Annotated in this window: 16 protein-coding genes and 1 CRISPR repeat array; of the genes, 8 read left to right on the top strand and 8 right to left on the bottom strand. The window is 52.5% G+C overall.

Annotation, left to right across the window (positions count from 1 at the left end):
* The first annotated feature begins 184 nt into the window (after positions 1-184).
* Genes KAJ71_RS18030 through KAJ71_RS18040 form a run of 3 tightly spaced genes read left to right on the top strand, consistent with a single transcriptional unit; the run spans position 185 to position 3431 of the window.
* On the top strand, positions 185-1156 hold the full coding sequence (locus KAJ71_RS18030; RefSeq protein ID WP_248946962.1) for an HlyD family secretion protein: 972 nt from the start codon (positions 185-187) through the stop codon (positions 1154-1156).
* Entirely contained in the window at positions 1138-2292 is a 1155-nt protein-coding gene (locus KAJ71_RS18035) for an ABC transporter permease (RefSeq protein WP_248946963.1), read from the top strand. Before KAJ71_RS18030 ends, KAJ71_RS18035 begins: the two co-directional genes overlap by 19 nt.
* Positions 2289-3431, top strand: coding sequence for an ABC transporter permease (locus KAJ71_RS18040; RefSeq protein WP_248946964.1), 1143 nt, complete (start codon positions 2289-2291; stop codon positions 3429-3431). Before KAJ71_RS18035 ends, KAJ71_RS18040 begins: the two co-directional genes overlap by 4 nt.
* A gap of 35 nt (positions 3432-3466) precedes the next feature.
* Here KAJ71_RS18040 and KAJ71_RS18045 read toward each other — a convergent pair whose 3' ends face one another.
* A complete protein-coding gene (locus KAJ71_RS18045; protein ID WP_248946965.1) occupies positions 3467-4345 on the bottom strand; it encodes a U32 family peptidase in 879 nt (292 codons plus the stop codon).
* Positions 4346-4353: 8 nt separating this feature from the next.
* Entirely contained in the window at positions 4354-5349 is a 996-nt protein-coding gene (gene ubiU, locus KAJ71_RS18050) for a ubiquinone anaerobic biosynthesis protein UbiU (protein WP_021179065.1), read from the bottom strand.
* 287 nt (positions 5350-5636) lie between these two features.
* On the opposite strand from ubiU, the gene ubiT reads away from it, so the two are divergent.
* Positions 5637-6158 (top strand): ubiquinone anaerobic biosynthesis accessory factor UbiT, encoded by a 522-nt coding sequence (gene ubiT, locus KAJ71_RS18055; protein ID WP_248946966.1) that lies wholly within the window; start codon positions 5637-5639, stop codon positions 6156-6158.
* On the top strand, positions 6152-6655 hold the full coding sequence (locus KAJ71_RS18060; protein ID WP_248946967.1) for a GNAT family N-acetyltransferase: 504 nt from the start codon (positions 6152-6154) through the stop codon (positions 6653-6655). The genes ubiT and KAJ71_RS18060 overlap by 7 nt, the downstream gene beginning before the upstream one ends.
* Here KAJ71_RS18060 and KAJ71_RS18065 read toward each other — a convergent pair.
* The 5 genes from KAJ71_RS18065 to KAJ71_RS18085 form a co-directional block, all read right to left on the bottom strand.
* Positions 6652-6942 carry a GIY-YIG nuclease family protein gene (locus KAJ71_RS18065; RefSeq protein ID WP_248946968.1) on the bottom strand — a complete coding sequence of 97 codons (291 nt, stop codon included), beginning with the start codon at positions 6940-6942 and terminating at the stop codon, positions 6652-6654. The two genes, KAJ71_RS18060 and KAJ71_RS18065, sit on opposite strands and share 4 nt — an antisense overlap.
* 233 nt (positions 6943-7175) lie before the next feature.
* A CRISPR array of direct repeats spans positions 7176-8344; the repeat unit is 28 nt; unit sequence GTTCACTGCCGTACAGGCAGCTTAGAAA.
* 47 nt (positions 8345-8391) lie between these two features.
* Positions 8392-9708, bottom strand: a complete 1317-nt coding sequence (potE, locus tag KAJ71_RS18070; protein WP_248946969.1) for a putrescine-ornithine antiporter — start codon at positions 9706-9708, stop codon at positions 8392-8394.
* A gap of 232 nt (positions 9709-9940) precedes the next feature.
* Complete coding sequence (gene speF / locus KAJ71_RS18075) at positions 9941-12103, bottom strand: ornithine decarboxylase SpeF (protein ID WP_248946970.1); 2163 nt, start codon at positions 12101-12103, stop codon at positions 9941-9943.
* Between the two features lie 285 nt (positions 12104-12388).
* Positions 12389-12493, bottom strand: coding sequence for a leader peptide SpeFL (gene speFL, locus KAJ71_RS18080; RefSeq protein WP_112363015.1), 105 nt, complete (start codon positions 12491-12493; stop codon positions 12389-12391).
* 757 nt (positions 12494-13250) lie between these two features.
* Entirely contained in the window at positions 13251-13418 is a 168-nt protein-coding gene (locus KAJ71_RS18085) for a YhfL family protein (protein ID WP_248946971.1), read from the bottom strand.
* Positions 13419-13895: 477 nt separating this feature from the next.
* On the opposite strand from KAJ71_RS18085, the gene KAJ71_RS18090 reads away from it, so the two are divergent.
* From KAJ71_RS18090 to KAJ71_RS18100, 3 genes are read left to right on the top strand one after another with little or no spacing between them, the layout of a single operon-like run.
* Positions 13896-14327, top strand: a complete 432-nt coding sequence (locus tag KAJ71_RS18090; protein WP_248946972.1) for a YhbP family protein — start codon at positions 13896-13898, stop codon at positions 14325-14327.
* 30 nt (positions 14328-14357) lie between these two features.
* A complete protein-coding gene (locus KAJ71_RS18095) occupies positions 14358-15413 on the top strand; it encodes a DUF1176 domain-containing protein (protein WP_248946973.1) in 1056 nt (351 codons plus the stop codon).
* A gap of 50 nt (positions 15414-15463) precedes the next feature.
* On the top strand, positions 15464-16099 hold the full coding sequence (locus tag KAJ71_RS18100; RefSeq protein WP_248946974.1) for an NAD(P)H-binding protein: 636 nt from the start codon (positions 15464-15466) through the stop codon (positions 16097-16099).
* Here KAJ71_RS18100 and phnP read toward each other — a convergent pair.
* A complete protein-coding gene (gene phnP, locus KAJ71_RS18105) occupies positions 16094-16843 on the bottom strand; it encodes a phosphonate metabolism protein PhnP (protein ID WP_248946975.1) in 750 nt (249 codons plus the stop codon). The genes KAJ71_RS18100 and phnP overlap by 6 nt on opposite strands.
* Between the last annotated feature and the right edge of the window lies 1 nt (position 16844).

Here is a 16844-nt window from a genome sequence, read left to right on the forward strand (position 1 = left end):
CGCTTAAAGGGCGATTGCAGGGATCTGCAACTGAAAAAGCAATTATACTTTTTGTGTTAAAAGCATAATCGAAAATACGGTTATAAAAGGGGATATATGTGCTCGTAATATCCTTATGAGAATAATGGCTTTTTAGGGTTATGATGACTTTTGTTTGCACGCTGATGTTCAAGGGGCTGAAGTAATGAAGAAGAAGACGCTGTTTACCCTGCTGCTGATGGGGATAGTTATCGCCATGGCGGTGCTATTCCGCGCGCATAATCAGGATTTGTTGTTGCAGGGCGAAGTGGATGCCCCCGAAGTGATCGTCGCCTCCAAAGCCAAGGGCCGGGTGATAGAGCGCCTGGTTGAACGTGGTGACGATGTGAAAGCCGGGCAACTGTTGCTGCGGTTGGAAAGCCCGGAACTGATGGCCCAGCTACGTTCGGCGCAGGCTTCGCGGGATGAGGCCCAAGCGCAATTGGACGAATCGTTGCACGGCACTCGTGAAGAAAGCATCCGTAACCTGCGCGCCAACCTGGCACAGGCCGAGGCGCAGTACCAGAATGCCCAACACGATTACGACCGTAACCTGAGCGTTGCCAGCAAAGGCTACGTATCCAAATCTGAATTGGACAACTCACGCCGTGCGCGTGATACCGCCTATCAACAAGTGCAGGCCGCCAAAGCCAATCTGGACGAAGGCATCAATGGCGATCGCATCGAACTACGGCAAAAATATGCAGCTGCCCTGCGGGCTACCGAGCAAGACCTGTTAGAGATCCAGGCCCAAACCGACGACCTACTCGTTAAAGCTCCGGTTGATGGCGAGGTAGGGCCAATCCCGGCAGAGGTGGGTGAGTTGCTCAACGCCTCCAGCCCGTTGATGACGCTGATCCGCGTACCGGACGCCTATTTCGTGTTTAACCTGCGGGAAGATATTCTGGCTCATGTCCGCAAGGGCGATAAAATTCAACTGCGTGTACCGGCACTGAAAGACCAAACGATCGAGGCTGAAGTGCGCTATATCGCGCCGTTGGGGGATTACGCCACCAAGCGTGCCACGCGAGCCACCGGTGACTTTGATCTGAAAACCTTTGAAGTTCGTTTGTATCCGTCGCAGCCGATAGATGGCCTGCGCCCAGGGATGAGCACCTTATGGCAATGGAAAGAGTAAGGGCGGGCTGGCGCTGCTTCAGCCACGCGTTCAGCAACGAGTGCCGCATCGCTTTTCGCCGGCCGGTGGTGCACTGGTTGGGGTGGATCTTCCCGTTGATCCTGTTTGGCCTGATCAGCAGTAACTTCTCGGAAGGGACCTTGCTCGATCTGCCGGTCTCGGTGGTGGATAACGATCACAGCCCGCTGTCAAAAAGCCTGATCCGCAGGCTGGATGCGGGTTCTCATGCCCATGTACAAACCTATGACGGCGGTCTTGATGAGTCGTTGCGCCGTCTGCGTAGCGCGCAGGATTATGCTTTGCTATCTATCCCTGCCGATTTTGAGGCGGACGCGCTGGCCGGTAATCAGCCGAGCGTGGTGTTGTATTACAACGCGCTGTTTTACGGTGCTGGCCTGTATTCTACTCAGGATTTCAGCGGCCTGATGACCGAGGTCAACGCCAATTACCGCTCGATCATTGCCGGGGCCATGGGCAAATCGCTGCCGCCGCTGGCGGATGTCACCCTCAACTACGGCAGCCTGTTCAATGCCAGCGGCAGCTATATCTATTATCAGCAGTTTGCCGCCACCATTCATATGCTGCAGCTGTTTGTGGTTACCTGCATGATTTACGTGATGGCGCGCAGTAAATCTTTGCTGAAGGCTAAGCCCTTTAGCCTGGCACTGCTGGGGAAATTGGCCCCCTACACCCTGTGTTTTACCACCTTGCTGATGGTTGAGATTGCCGCGCTGGTGGGGGTTTTTGACGCTCGCGTTAGCGGCAACCCACTGTTTATGCTGATGATTGGCTTTTTCTACGTGATGGCGGCACAAAGCATCGGCCTGTTGCTGTATACCTTTACCGGCAGCGCCATCACCGCCTATACCTTGATTGGTATGTTGGTGAGCATTGCACTGACTTTCTCTGGTATGGCAGTGCCTGAGCTTTCCATGCCGCTACCGGCGCGCATTATTTCCAATATTGAGCCTCTTACCCACGCGCTGTATGCCATGTTTGACGTCTTCCTGCGGCAGGTGCCAGCCAGCGCCATCCTCAGCGTGTGTGCGCTGTTGGTGGTCTACCCGTTGGTGACCGCACTGTTGGTGCGTAACCGGCTGCTGAAGCGGCTGGCAAAAGAGGAGACGGTGGGATGAAAAGCTATTGGCTCACTTTCCGAAAAGTGTTGACGAGCATGTTGGAACGGCCGATGTGGCTGTTGCTGATCCTGTCGCTGTGCATCATGAGTATGGTTTATGCCAACCGCACAGTGTGGGATCTGCCGGTGGGGGTGATCGATCAGGATCACAGCACCGCCAGCCGCCAGCTTATCCGCCAGTTGGATGCCACCCCGAAGATCGCCATTCAAACCTACGACAGCCTGGATGAGGCGAAACGCGATCTGGGTTGGCGCAAATTGTTTGCAGTGATCATCATGCCGGTGGATCTGGAGAAGAAGATCCTCAACGGCAAAAACATCGAGATCCCGGTGTTCGGTGACGCGACCAACCGGCTGGCAAACGGCCAGATCCAGCTGGGCGTAGTGGCGGCCTACCAGCAGTTGCTGGGCCTGTACAATACCTCACTGCTAATGCGCAGTGGTTTCAGTGAACGGCAAGCCCGGGTGATACTGACGCCGATCCAGGGCCAAACGCTGGACGTATTCAACCCCGGCATCAGCTTTGCGGCGATTATCTTCCCTGGTTTGTTAGTGATGTTATTGCAGCACTCGCTGCTGATTGCCTGCGTGCGTGTCAGCATTGTGTTGAAAGGAACGCCGGGCGGCAAGCCGTCGCTTCCTGTTTATCTGGGGGGATTGTCGGCTCTGCTGCCGATCTGGCTGTTCTTATCGATTGTGTTATTTGTACTGTGGCCCTGGGTCTTGGGCTATCGCCAGACTGCGACAATCCCCGAGATCTTGTTGCTGACCTTCCCGTTCCTGCTTGCGGTGCTTGGGCTAGGCAAGCTGGTGACCGAATGCTTGCGCAGTGTGGAGATGATTTACCTGACGTTGTCGTTTATCACCACCCCGGTATTTTACCTTTCTGGCACCATCTGGCCGCTGCAAGCGATGCCGCAGTGGGTCAGGGCGATATCCTCGATGATCCCCTCAACCTGGGCAACCAAAGCCATTGCTGACGTGAATCAGATGGGGCTATCGCTGCGTGATGTCGGCGGGGACGTTGCCATGCTGCTGCTATTGGGCGCGATTTATACGTTGATTGGTATTGGCGTCGGAGCTGTGCGCAATCGCGTGGGGCTACGTAATCTATTTCGTAAACGTCGGACTCCCTGATAACCATGGGGCCAGAATGCTGGCCCCTTCTGTTATTACTGCACCAGTTCCAGCCCGGCTACGCGCCGCCAGTAGCCGTTGCATTCTGCGTTATCGGTTAACGTCAGCGGCAGTGTACCTTGCTCATTAGCACGGAAGCTGTCGAGCATCGCCAGTGTTTCTACGCCCTGTGGCGATAGACGTACAATATCTACCACTCCCTGCATGCTAGCCAGTTCGTTGCCCAGGTTGTAACAGTAACCGCTCATGGTCTGGATACCGTTGAGCACAAACACCTGTTGGTTCTCTTGAGAGTTGACGATGCGCCCCTGTGGATATTTGATGCAGCAGGTTTCGCATTCATCCTTGCCCCGGTTTTCTGAGCGTGCAGTAAAGCAGCGCGCGGAATAGGCCAGTGGCAAATGGCCGTAACTCAACACTTCCACTTCAAACCCTTGGCGGAACCCCAGTTCATCACATTGCTGTAGTAAGTTCACCAGCCAGTCGCGCGAAAGCTCCACCGGCATGCACCAGCGCATCATGCCCTGCTTGTGCAGCAGGCGCAGAGTGTAGGCGTTGTAGCAATTGAGGGCATGCCCGGCGACAAACGGCAAACTGCGATCCGCTGCCATATTCACCGTACCAAGATCGTTGGCTTCGATCAGGAATTCCCCGTTCTCCACATAACGCTTCAGTTCATTCAGTTCTGAAGGTGCCTGTAGCAGGGCCAGGGTTGAGATCACCACCTGCTTGCCAGACTTGGCGATCTCCTGCGCCAGTGCCAGCCAGTCTGCCACTTTCATTTCACGCCGCTTGGTACACACGCTCTCGCCAAGATAGATGATATCGGCGCTACTGCTCATCGCCTGCTGATAAAAGGCTTCTATCTCGCTGTTTGGCCAGTAGTAAAGCACCGGGCCTAATGCATATTTCATGGGTTCTCCTACTGCCATTTACGGTGGTATGCGCCAAGCGTGGTCTGGGTACCTTCGGACATGGCGCCGAGCGTTTCCATCCAGGCGGCGTCGGCTTGATAGCCAGCCGGGTTGGCCATACAGCGATCGATCGCCTGGCGCCAGACGCGCGCAACCTGGCTGACATAGGCAGGGCTGCGTTGGCGGCCTTCGATCTTCACGGAGGCAATATTGGCGGCCAGTAACTCTGGCAACAATTCCAGCGTATTCAGGCTGGTGGGTTCTTCCAGCGGGTGATAGAGCACGTTATCTACCAGATAGCGGCCTTTACACAGCGTTGGGTAACCGGCGTTCTCGCCGTCCTGATAGCGATCGATCAGCACGTCATTCAGGCGCGATTCCATCCCCTGTGGCGTTTGTTGCCATCGTACAAAACGGGCCGGTGAGCAGGCGCCTACGGTATTGGGCGATTCTCCTGTCAGATAGGAGGAAAGATAACAGCGCCCTTCGGCCATGATGCACAGGCTGCCAAAGGCGAACACTTCCAACGGCACCGGGCTGGTGCGTGATAGTTGCTTCACCTGGTGCATCGACAGCACTCGCGGCAGCACCACGCGGGCAACATCAAAGTGGCGCTGATAAAAACGGATGGCTTCTTCATTGGTCGCAGAGGCTTGCACCGAAACATGGCGCTCCACCTGCGGATAACGTTCCGCTGCGTACTCCAGCATCGCCAAATCTGCCAGGATCAGCGCGTCGGCCCCCAACTGTGCGGCCATATCCACGGCGCGCTGCCAGCGGGCGTAACCATCGGGGTGAGCAAAGGTGTTGATGGCGATATGCAACTTGCGGCCATGCCGGTGCACATAGTCAGCCGCTTCCTGCAGCTTCTTCTCGGTAAAGTTCAGCCCGGCAAAGTGGCGCGCATTGGTATCGTCTTTCAGGCCGATGTAAACGGCATCTGCGCCATTATCTACCGCGGCTTTCAAGGCTGGCAGGTTGCCAGCGGGGCAAAGCAGCTCCATAGATCTATCCTGATTCAGCCGTACACCTGGCCAGGTATACGCTGTGATAAACGTTGCCGGGTGATTGATTCGCCTGGCAATGATGTAAACGGGGAGACAATTTTAGTGAACCCAAGGTTAACAAGCTTTGATTTGAGGCAGATTCTGGCGTATTGATATTGATGCGCTTACTTGAAATGTGCAGGGAAAGATGAGCGTTAATTGCACCATTTTTTGATATAGACCGGTTACGCGTAGCCGCAATGTGGCAAAATAACCTCAGACTGAGTAGAAAGGAGTGAATAACAGTGTTGGAAAAACTACGAGCACGCATTGTGCGTCAAGGGCCGTCGCTGTTGCGCGTACCGTTAAAATTCACGCCGTTTGCTCTGCAGCGTCAGATTTTGCAACAGGTACTGAGCTGGCAGTTTCGTCAGGCGCTGGCTGAGGGGGATTTGGAATTTCTTGAATCGCGCTGGCTAAAGATCGAAGTGCGCGATCTGGCTCTGCAATGGTTTATGACGGTAGAAAACGATAGGCTGGTGGTGAGCCAACAGGCTGAGGCGGACGTCAGCTTCAGCGGCGAAGCCAACGATCTGATCTTGATTGCGGCACGTAAGCAAGATCCCGATACGCTGTTTTTCCAGCGTCGGTTGCAGATTGAAGGAGATACCGAATTGGGCCTGTATGTAAAAAATCTGATGGACGCTATCGATCTGGATGCGATGCCTACGCCGTTACGCGTTGGGCTGCTGCGGTTAGCGGACTTTGTGGAAGCAGGTTTGCAGGAGGGCACGGTGCAAACTTCCCGTGTGCCGCAACCATGCTGATCCGCGTTGAAATTCCGGTAGATGCCGCAGGTATTGATGCGCTGTTGCGTAACGCTTTTGGCCGGGATGACGAAGCCGATCTGGTGCAACAACTGCGTGAAGACGGGTTGCTGACGTTGGGCATCGTTGCTACCGACGAAGAGGGTGGCGTGGTCGGTTATGCCGCTTTCAGCCCGGTTGACGTGGCTGGTGAGGATCGTCAGTGGGTTGGTCTTGCGCCGCTGGCGGTAGAAGAAAGCCTGCGTCGCCAAGGTTTGGCCGAAAAGCTGGTTTACGAAGGCCTAGATGCGTTGAATGAGTTCGGCTATGCCGCCGTAGTGGTGCTGGGCGAACCGGCTTACTACGGGCGTTTCGGCTTTAAAACGGCTGCCCAGTTCGATCTGCATTGCCGCTGGCCAGGAACGGAAGCCGCATTCCAGGTTTATCCGCTGGCGGAAGACGCGCTGAGCGGTGTGAATGGGCTGGTGGAGTATTCAGAGCCTTTTAATCGGTTTTAACTAACCACTGGCAGTAGATATTCCAATGAGAGGGGCGGATTAACTATCAGCTCCTCTTTTTGCTTTTTGCTCAACTGCTTCACCCGATACTCCAGCCGCAAAGCCATCGAGCGATCCCCCACCTGGCAGTGAAAAACCAGTTCCAGCTCACCTTTGCCGCGCAAGGCTTTGGCTCCTTTACCGGCTTGATGCTGCGCCGTTCGTCGGGTGACGTCTGTCGTGATGCCGGTATACAGCATCCCGCTGGTCATTCGGAGCATATAGAGATGCCAGATTGTTTCGTTCATAACGGCCTGCGTAAATTTTCGGTGATTATTCTGGCGAGAGGACGTGCTATTTTTCAGCGTTACTCGCTAGAGTTCAACTAATAAATCTTTCAGTCCGCCGCAGACCCTATTTTTTGGGGGTTAGCTAAGTCATTGATTTTAAGTGAAGGATAATGGTGGGCAAGAAAAAGGGTTTTTCTTCTTTTAATCGGGTTATACTTTTCAGATCAGACGATTAGCGTTAGTCTGTAACAGTTCACTGCCGTACAGGCAGCTTAGAAATCTACAATGACGCGCGGAATCTGGAACTTGGTGTTCACTGCCGTACAGGCAGCTTAGAAATATCAAGTTACCGCAGAGGAAAGAAGCAATTGGTTCACTGCCGTACAGGCAGCTTAGAAAAGCATAAGTACGCATAGCGCCACCGTTAAGCCGTTCACTGCCGTACAGGCAGCTTAGAAATGACAGAAAAAATCACCGAGCTCGAAAAGACCGTTCACTGCCGTACAGGCAGCTTAGAAAAGGCGAACGGAGCGAGACAGCGGCATCAGGTCGTTCACTGCCGTACAGGCAGCTTAGAAAAGAAATGAACAGGCTCAATCTAACGCCCATCTTGTTCACTGCCGTACAGGCAGCTTAGAAATGCATGAGCAAACCAGACTGGGGGGCGCTGCAGTTCACTGCCGTACAGGCAGCTTAGAAATATCTGGCCGATGCCATTGTGTTGAACGCACAGTTCACTGCCGTACAGGCAGCTTAGAAATAGATTCTAAGCTGTGAAGTAGTCGAAGCCCGGTTCACTGCCGTACAGGCAGCTTAGAAAACTACGCGGGCTTAGTTCCTACGTATTGGCGAGTTCACTGCCGTACAGGCAGCTTAGAAAGATATTCCGCCTGATCGGTTGTTTGCGCCGACGTTCACTGCCGTACAGGCAGCTTAGAAAATCAAATGTGTATGACCTGGCATCCAGTTTCGGTTCACTGCCGTACAGGCAGCTTAGAAACCACTTCGGTGGGGTTTTTGCTTTCTGCATTATGTTCACTGCCGTACAGGCAGCTTAGAAAGGATCGCACTCAGCGTAGATAGCTGCGAAAGTGTTCACTGCCGTACAGGCAGCTTAGAAATATTGTCCACGAACTAAGGCGTGTACTAAGGGGTTCACTGCCGTACAGGCAGCTTAGAAATGCTCCCTGACGCTACAGAACCCGCTGAATAAGTTCACTGCCGTACAGGCAGCTTAGAAACGGTGAAGCGCGGAACAGTTGACCAAGTTAAGTTCACTGCCGTACAGGCAGCTTAGAAACATCTGAACGAAAGCATTAATCAAGCTGTTTGGTTCACTGCCGTACAGGCAGCTTAGAAAATAGTCATTTCCTCATTATTTTGCGTTATCTCGTTCACTGCCGTACAGGCAGCAAAGTAACAAGAAAGGGCGCCGAAACGCCCGTTTCTTTCACCCAACCAATAAACTCAACCGTGCTTTTCAGCCATCTCAAAGCGAGGTGAAACCAACCCATACAAAGTCCAGCCGAAGAATGTAGCAATAGCGCCCCACATCATCGCCTCCTCGCCGGAGCTGTACAGCGCATAGAAGCTATATAACGCCCCAATCACGGCAATCACGTTGGCAATACGCGCCTTATTCTCTGGTACTTTGGCCACTTTCTGGATAATGATCAGCGCGGCCATCGACAGAATGTACGGAATAATATTGGTCACTACGGCCAGGTTAACCAGCACGTTAAACTGCTTATTCAGCGACGGGCTGATGGTCATCAGCGACATCACGCTCTGAATAATCACGATGGTCAGCATGCCTTTCACTGGCGCGTCAGATTTACTGACTTTAGAGAAGATTTTCGGGAAGAAACCACTGTCGGCAGAAGATTTGAATACCTGGGCGATAGTGAACTGCCAGCCCAGCAGTGACCCAACGCAGGACATGATCATCAACGCCATGATGATTTTACCCACGGTTGGGTTGAACATATGCGAGAACGCCAGGCCAAACGGAGCCGTTGAGTTAGCCAGTTCCATGTTCGGCACGATACCTGCGATCACGTTGGTGGAAACAATGTAGATCACTGCGGCACCCAGCGTGCCCCCAAGCACGGCGATAGGCACGTTACGTTCCGGGTTTTCCACCACGTCGGTATTGGCGCAGGCAGACTCCAGACCCAGGAAGGCCCACAAGGTCATCGAGATAGAAGACCCGATGGCTTCAAAGGTAGGCACCGCATGCGGATTCCAGGCGGCTATATAGGCGGTGCCACTGAACCAGTACCAACCGATAATCGAGATGCCGACTACCGGGATAATCACTCCCCAGACGGTGATCCCGCTGATCTGCCCGGTGATGCGTGCGCCACCGAAGTTGGCAACCGTAGCCAGCCACAGTACGGCGATAGTGGCAATACAGATGCCGAGCGGTGTCAATGCCACACCGAACAGCTCGGTGCCATAACCCACGGCGGAAATGGCGATGGCGATGTTAGCGATCAACAGCGAAACACCGTAGGTGTAGTTGGCCATAAAATTGCCGGATTTCCCGAAGGCGTACTCGGCATAGCCGCCCATCCCGCCGGATTTACGGCTGAACATGCCGCATTTGGCAAACGCATAGGCCAAGGCCATCGAGCCTACGGCGGTCACCAGCCAGGAAACGATGGAGATCGTCCCCACTTCGGCCAGCTTGGTAGGCAGCATAATTATGCCGGATCCCATCATATTGACCGCTGTCAGGATCGTTAATTGCACAACCCCCATTTTATTATTGGATTTGCTCATGATCGTTCTCGCTCTTATATTCCTCAAATTATACCCGTCGTCTTTCAAGCTGCAGCGTTGTTACCTGCGCTATCTCACCCTAGTCACTTACAAAAACGTAAGCTCCTGGGGATGAGATAGCTTGTCGCCTAGCTGCAACTTGAAATCCATAGGGTATGGATTCTTTTTGAAATCTGAGGAATATCTAAATATGTCTGGCGGCATGGAAATATGCCGCCTCCGGTAAAGTTAATTATGCTTTCATGACATAACCGTAAGCCCGGTTCCAGCCATCTTCATCCTGCTGGATATAAACGCCTTGTAATTCAGGAGCGAATCCAGGTAATAAATTAATCCCTTCCTCCAACGCCAGGAAATAGCGTTGAGCAGAGCCTCCCCAGATTTCGCCCGGGACTACGCACAGCACGCCCGGTGGGTAAGGTAATGCCCCTTCAGCGGCAATGCGGCCTTCGGCTTTAGCAAGAGAAACCAGTTCCACCTTGCCACGGACGAATTCGGTATTGGCGGTTTGTGGGTCCATGGCAACGCGTGGGAAATGGCTCTTACGGAACATTTCCTTCTGCAATTCTTTCACATTGTAGCTGACGTACAGATCGTGCATCTCTTGGCACAGCTGGCGCAGGGTGTAGTTCTGGTAACGTTTTTCGTTGTTCTTATATACGGTTGGCAGGACTTCACTCAGCAAGGCGTCTTGTTCGACGTGTTTTTCGAAGCGGGCAATCAGTGCCACCAGATGCTGCATTTTGGCGATATCTTCCGCCGGGGTGAGCAGGAACAGGATGGAGTTCAGGTCGCATTTCTCCGGCACAATACCGTTTTCGCGCAGGTAGTTAGCCAGAATGGTGGCCGGGATACCAAAGCTGCTGTACTCGCCGCTGGCGGTATCGATGCCCGGCGTGGTCAACAGCAGTTTGCAGGGATCTACAAAGTATTGTGACTCCTCATAACCTTCGAAGGCATGCCATTTTTCGCCAGGGACAAAGTTGAAGAAGCGCAGATCGTTGGCCATGGCTTCGGTGCTGTAAGATTGCCAAGGTTTACCGTCGATTTGCTCAGGTACGAAAGGTTTGATCATGGTGCAGGTGTCCAACAGCATTTTGCGTGACTCAATGCCGATGCGCACACACTCTTTCCAAAGACGCTGGCCGCTCCTGCCTTCATGCATTTTGGCGTTCACATCCAGTGCGGCAAACAGCGGGTAGAACGGGCTGGTGGACGCGTGCAGCATAAAGGCATTGTTGAAACGCTTATGGTTACAGTAACGATCTTGCCCTTTGATGTGTTTATCTTTTTTATGGATCTGCGAGGTCTGTGAGAAACCGGCCTGCTGTTTGTGTACCGATTGGGTAACGATGATCCCCGGATCGTTTTCGTTCAGCTCCAGCAGCAGCGGTGAGCAGTCTTTCATCATTGGGATAAACTGCTCATAGCCGACCCAGGCGGAGTCAAACAGGATGTAATCACACAGGTGGCCAATCTTGTCGACGACCTGGCGAGCGTTATAGATTGTGCCGTCGTAGGTGCCCAGTTGGATAATCGCCAGGCGGAATGGGCGAGCGTCGTTGGCGCGTTCCGGTGCGGTTTCACGGATTTGCTGGCGAAGATAACTCTCTTCAAAGCAGTGGGCGTCAATACCGCCGATAAAGCCGAACGGGTTACGTGCCGTTTCTAGATATACCGGCGTTGCCCCGGCCTGGATCAGCGCGCCATGATGGTTGGACTTATGGTTGTTACGGTCGAACAGCACCAGATCACCACGGCTCAGCAGCGCGTTGGTTACCACTTTATTGGATGCCGAGGTACCGTTCAGCACGAAATAGGTTTTATCGGCGTTGAACACCTTGGCCGCGTGCTTTTGCGCATCGCAAGGGGCACCTTCGTGGATCAGCAGATCGCCCAGCTTAACGTCGGCGTTGCACATATCGGAGCGGAACAGAGTTTCGCCATAAAAATCAAAGAACTGGCGGCCTGTGGGGTGCTTGCGGAAGAACTCCCCACCTTGGTGGCCTGGGCAGGCGAAGGTGGCATTTCCCATCTCTACATATTGGGTCAGGGTATTAAAGAACGGCGGTAGCAGCTCGCTTTCATATTTTACCGCTGCGGCTTCCAACTGTTTACCGTAGAACTGAGTATTCTTGCCACAGAGTTCAAATACGCCGTTCAGCGCCGGTAATACGGCGTTATCCAGCTCTTCTTCACAGCAGACGGCGACAAAGATCGGAATGTTTAAACCGGTTTCTTCCAGCTGTGCCACCAGGCCTTGCTGCACGTCTTCTACGGAAAGAACGATGGCGGCTACGTCATTAAAGTCGCTGTGGTGCACATCGCTAATTCCACGTGTGGTTTCAAAGCAAGAAAGAGTCTTTTGGTTCGCTGCAATTTTTAATTTGTTCATTTTTATCATTCTTCAGGCGAAAATATCCCGTCAGCAAATAATGTCTTTGCCGAAAAATATTTTCGTTAAAATAAAGGTATGCGTGAGCGTAATCATGTTAATCAAACATAATTAGGTTACGAGTTTATTTTTACGAAATTTTTTGGTTCTTAAACGAGGTTGCAATTATGCCGGATCCACTCTGTTTTTAATTAAAACAAAGCGATACCGTCGCTATCTGGCGCAGGGAATGATCTTTGGCATAGGTCTATCTGCAAGACGTAATAAGAACGCAGAGGAGGGAGTTTATCTGAAGTTAAAAAAGGCAAAGCTAAAGCAGCTGCGGTGAGCCATCATCATAATATGTGTAGTTCGTCGAATGTGAGCCATCTTTCTGTTGTTGTTTTCCATTTTCCATCTACCTATGGGTTTCGGACTTGGCGCTATTTTATCCCCTAAATGCGGAAATAAAGTGATGTAGATCACGTTATTTATGCGATTCCTACTTAACTATTCATTTTCTATGCACAGAAGTGAATGGCTATGAACTTTACAGCGATGGTATATGTGAAGTAATTGCTACAAAGTGAACCAGCGGACTGGATAAATTTGACTTAGGCTAACCTAACCCCTGCAAGCCGCCCTCAATATAAGCGGGTAACAGCAGAAATAGAGCTAGGATGTTTTTTATTTGTTATTACTGCGGCCAGGCTTACCTTGCATAAAAATGCAGAGATTGATAATTAATATGCTGGTTTGACGTTGGCATAATTTGTCGCTAATTGTGACTGCCTTCAAATCTGCGGGTAAGATAGTGGAGGTGAAAAGGAGAACTTACGTTGATCCAGACTTCGTGGCATAGACTAGGTTGAAAAGTAATCGACGTTGTCTATCTTTCGGGAGGAGTTCTTCGCTGACAGCAGGGCTGAGACGGAGGTAGTATAGAGCGTGGTTTCAACCTACCATGAGTCTGGTAATGATACTTTGCGTGATGGTCTCATAGCTGAGAAATCATAGTATTATTGATTGTTGCATGGCAAGATGAATGGGTGGTATTAACTGTCTCCCCATGCTGATACATTGCCAATGATGCTTTTTATGACATTGTAAGCATGGGGAGTTGTAAAGCTTATTACCGTCACGAATAAACCGTGTACGAAACTAACCTTTACTTGTTAGTTGGGCCGCAGCCACCAATGATTTTTGAGATTGAAATAGCAGGGTGTAGCAGATAATCGTAACTACAATCTTTTGTTTTGTTCTCAATACGCCCAGTACAAGCAGTTAATGTAGACAGTGCTGCAGCGACAAGTACTAACTTAGCTAATTTATTCAATTTTACTCTTCCCTTATATTGATGTAATCCTGAATGCAATGTTACACACTGTATTAACTTGAAACAATGATTTTTAATTGTTCATGCCACTAATGACATAACATTATGATACATAATGAATTTTGTTTTATTTTGAATGAATACTACTGTGATGTATCATATTTTTTAATTGAATTTCCATTGTCAATAATTTGTTTTTTGTATGTTTTTAGCAATTCATTATCAATTGAGTGAATAGTGATGGTGTTATTTAATGCTGAATTCAAACTGGGACATCCTGAATTTTAGGCTTGGCTAAACGTTCTAATCACTAATATAGCCTTTTAGTTGCGGGATCGGGAGTGGGGTCAGTACAGCAGGACTATTGCAGGAATCACTGATTAATAGGCTGGTTTGATGTTGAGCATAATTTGTCGCTAATTGTGACTGCCTTCAAATCTGCGGGTAAGATAGCAGAGGTGAAAAGGAGAACTTACGTTGAACCAGACCGAAGACTCGCTGCACATTATCCGTTTTCTCGGCAAGCAACATGTGCTCACGCTCTGCGCCGGTGATGGCCTGGATATGTGGTGCGCCAACTGTTTTTACGTTTTCGATGCTGAGCGTATGGCGCTATGGCTGATGACCGAGCCGCACACCCGCCACGGTGAGCTGATGCAACAGAACAACCGGGTGGCTGGCACTATTGCGCCGCAGCCCAAGACCATTGCGCTGATCAAAGGGGTGCAGTACGCGGGAGAAATCACGCTGTTGGCGGGGGACGAGGCTGAACTGGCCCGTGCGCGTTACTGCAAACGTTTCCCGGTGGCCAAGGTGATGAAAGCTCCCATCTGGCAGATCGCGTTGCGGGAAGTGAAGATGACCGATAACACCCTGGGCTTTGGCAAAAAGCTGCATTGGGCACGTTGATAATCGAGCTGAATATTAAGGGTAGATGGCATGAAAAACACCGAGATAGCCGCATTATCGCTACTGGTGGCATTGGTTTCCCCGGCGATGGCGCAAGACAGCGGCATTTCCTTTGGCCATAAAAATTGGGAGCTGGCGTGCGATAACACCAATACCTGTCGCGCTGCGGGCTACGCTAATGAAGATGAGCCAAGCGCTTCGAACGGTTCGGTGCTGCTCACGCGAATTGCTGGCCCTGGCACCGTCCCTACGGGGAAAGTGACCTTGGCGGATTACGAAGGTAGTGACTCAGCCCCGGTGGCAAAACTGACGCTGTGGATCAACGGCAAGGCGGCTGGTGCGCTCAAACCGACCAAGTATGGAAACTGGAACTTGTCAGCAAGCCAGACTCTGGCACTGATCGGCGCAATCAAAGGCAGTGGCACGGTTGAATTTAAGGGCGGCCCCGCACCTTTCGTACTGTCAGGAGAGGGGGCTTCGGCCACCTTATTGAAGATGGATGATGTGCAGGGGCGTATTGGTACGCCAGGCGCCTTGACTAAAAAAGGCGACAAGCCGGAAAGTAGCGTGCCAGTAGCTATTCCTGCCCCGGTGATCCAGGCGGTGAAGGTGGTTAAGGCGGAAGAACGCCCGCTGATGGCACCCGAGATCGCCGCGCTGACCCCCAAACTGCTGGCAACGCTGCAACCGGATGATTGCGACCGCATGCAGTCCCCACAGGATAACGACGGCGCAAGCGAGGATGGCATCACGCTGACCCCGCTAGGAAATGGTCATGCCCTGATTACCGCCGTGTGTTGGCGGGCAGCCTATAACGAAGGTTACGGTTACTGGGTGATCGACAGCGCCTTGAAACAGGCTCCGGTATTGGTCACCAATTCCGGCTCTGGCTATGATGAAGGGATAATCTCAATGGGGCAAAAGGGGCGTGGATTGGGCGATTGTTGGGCTACGGCCAGTTGGGTATGGGATGGCACTGCGTTCCGTCAAAGCAACGAGGCCACCACCGGCCTGTGCCGTTTAATCCATGCGGGCGGAACCTGGGATTTACCGACGTACGTCGCCGAGGTGAAAGCGGCGCCGTAAAGGAGCGCAGAGAGTCCCCACAGGCGGTTCAGAGGTGAGGAGGAAAACATATGGCACGGGTACTGATCACAGGCGCCAGCGGGCTGGTAGGGAGTGAATTGCTGCGCCTGCTGTTGGCAGATAGACAGGTCACTTCGGTAATTGCTCCCACGCGTAAGGCGTTGCCGTCACACGCCAAATTGCACAACCCGGTCGGGGGCGATCTGCACGAGTTGTTGACGCAGCTGGCACAGCCGGTGGATGCGGTATTCTGCTGCCTAGGCACCACGCGCAGTCAGGCTGGGAGCGCAGAGGCATTCCGCCATGTCGACTATCAGTTGGTGGTTGAAACGGCCCTTACCGGGCAGCGCCTTGGGGCGCAGCATTGTCTGGTGGTGAGCGCCATAGGGGCTAACTCGAAATCCTTATTTCTGTATAACCGCACCAAAGGACAGATGGAGCAGGTGCTGCGTGAGCAGAACTGGCCGCGTCTGACGTTGGTACGTCCTTCAATGTTGTTCGGTTCCCGCACTGAGCCGCGTTTGCTGGAGCGACTCAGTCAACCGCTGTTCGGCCTGCTGCCTGGCAAATGGAAGGGCGTTGCCGCCAAAGACGTGGCGCAAACGCTGCTGACACAGGCCTTCAGCTCAGGTAGCGGGGTCAAGATTTTAGAATCTGACCAGTTGCACTGTTCGCATCACTTATAACTCAACGCTGAGGTTATCGAATGCCAGCTCCATGCCGGGCGGCAGTTCGTTGGCCATCAACCATAAATCGAGGTGATGGCTGATATGCGTCAGCAGCGTACGCCGTGGCTGCAAGCGTTGTTGGATCTCCTGCGCACGGGGCAGATCGTTGTGATTGCGCGGCGTCTGAGGCTGTGGTGGCAGGCTGCAATCCAGTACCAGTAAATCGAGGGGGATCTGTTGCAGATAACGTGCGGTTTCCGGGGGCAGGCCGACGGTGTCGGTCAGATAGGCCAGGGCTTTGCCTGCCGTCTGGATCAGATAGCCGTGGGTAAGTTTGGAATGGATCAACGGCAACGGCGTGACGTGCAGCCCGCCCAACTCCACCGTTTCAAAGGGGGTTAGCGGGGGTTGGAACGCCAGAATACCGGGGTGTTTGAACAGGTCGTCGCAGCCCTGTTCATCCGCTGGGCCATAGACTGGGATCACATTTCCACACCCCCAACGCAAAGGAAATAGCCCCTGAACGTGATCCATGTGGTAGTGTGTCAGTAAAAAACGTTGAATTTCCCCCGCCACAAAACGCCTTTCCAACGAGTTTAATCCCGCATCCAACAACGTCGTTTCCCCCTGAAATTTGATCATTGCACTGCACGCCCGCCGCCGGAACGCCGGTTCACGCCGCGCCCGCTGGCACACCAGGCAGTCGCAGCCAAAGGCTGGCACCTGTTGGGCGCCGCCGGTACCAAGAAAGGTCAGTTGCATG

Source organism: Serratia silvae (genome assembly GCF_023282985.1).
Lineage (GTDB): Bacteria > Pseudomonadota > Gammaproteobacteria > Enterobacterales > Enterobacteriaceae > Chania > Chania silvae.

Bases quoted from the DNA above. Each gene is read 5' to 3' on its own strand.
- ubiU (WP_021179065.1), bottom strand. From the start codon at position 5,349: ATGGAGCTGCTTTGCCCCGCTGGCAACCTGCCAGCCTTGAAAGCCGCG.
- KAJ71_RS18035 (WP_248946963.1), top strand. From the start codon at position 1,138: ATGGCAATGGAAAGAGTAAGGGCGGGCTGGCGCTGCTTCAGCCACGCG.
- KAJ71_RS18095 (WP_248946973.1), top strand. From the start codon at position 14,358: ATGAAAAACACCGAGATAGCCGCATTATCGCTACTGGTGGCATTGGTT.
- KAJ71_RS18045 (WP_248946965.1), bottom strand. From the start codon at position 4,345: ATGAAATATGCATTAGGCCCGGTGCTTTACTACTGGCCAAACAGCGAG.
- KAJ71_RS18030 (WP_248946962.1), top strand. From the start codon at position 185: ATGAAGAAGAAGACGCTGTTTACCCTGCTGCTGATGGGGATAGTTATC.
- KAJ71_RS18065 (WP_248946968.1), bottom strand. From the start codon at position 6,942: ATGAACGAAACAATCTGGCATCTCTATATGCTCCGAATGACCAGCGGG.
- KAJ71_RS18040 (WP_248946964.1), top strand. From the start codon at position 2,289: ATGAAAAGCTATTGGCTCACTTTCCGAAAAGTGTTGACGAGCATGTTG.
- speF (WP_248946970.1), bottom strand. From the start codon at position 12,103: ATGAACAAATTAAAAATTGCAGCGAACCAAAAGACTCTTTCTTGCTTT.
- KAJ71_RS18060 (WP_248946967.1), top strand. From the start codon at position 6,152: ATGCTGATCCGCGTTGAAATTCCGGTAGATGCCGCAGGTATTGATGCG.
- KAJ71_RS18100 (WP_248946974.1), top strand. From the start codon at position 15,464: ATGGCACGGGTACTGATCACAGGCGCCAGCGGGCTGGTAGGGAGTGAA.
- speFL (WP_112363015.1), bottom strand. From the start codon at position 12,493: ATGGAAAACAACAACAGAAAGATGGCTCACATTCGACGAACTACACAT.
- potE (WP_248946969.1), bottom strand. From the start codon at position 9,708: ATGAGCAAATCCAATAATAAAATGGGGGTTGTGCAATTAACGATCCTG.
- phnP (WP_248946975.1), bottom strand. From the start codon at position 16,843: ATGCAACTGACCTTTCTTGGTACCGGCGGCGCCCAACAGGTGCCAGCC.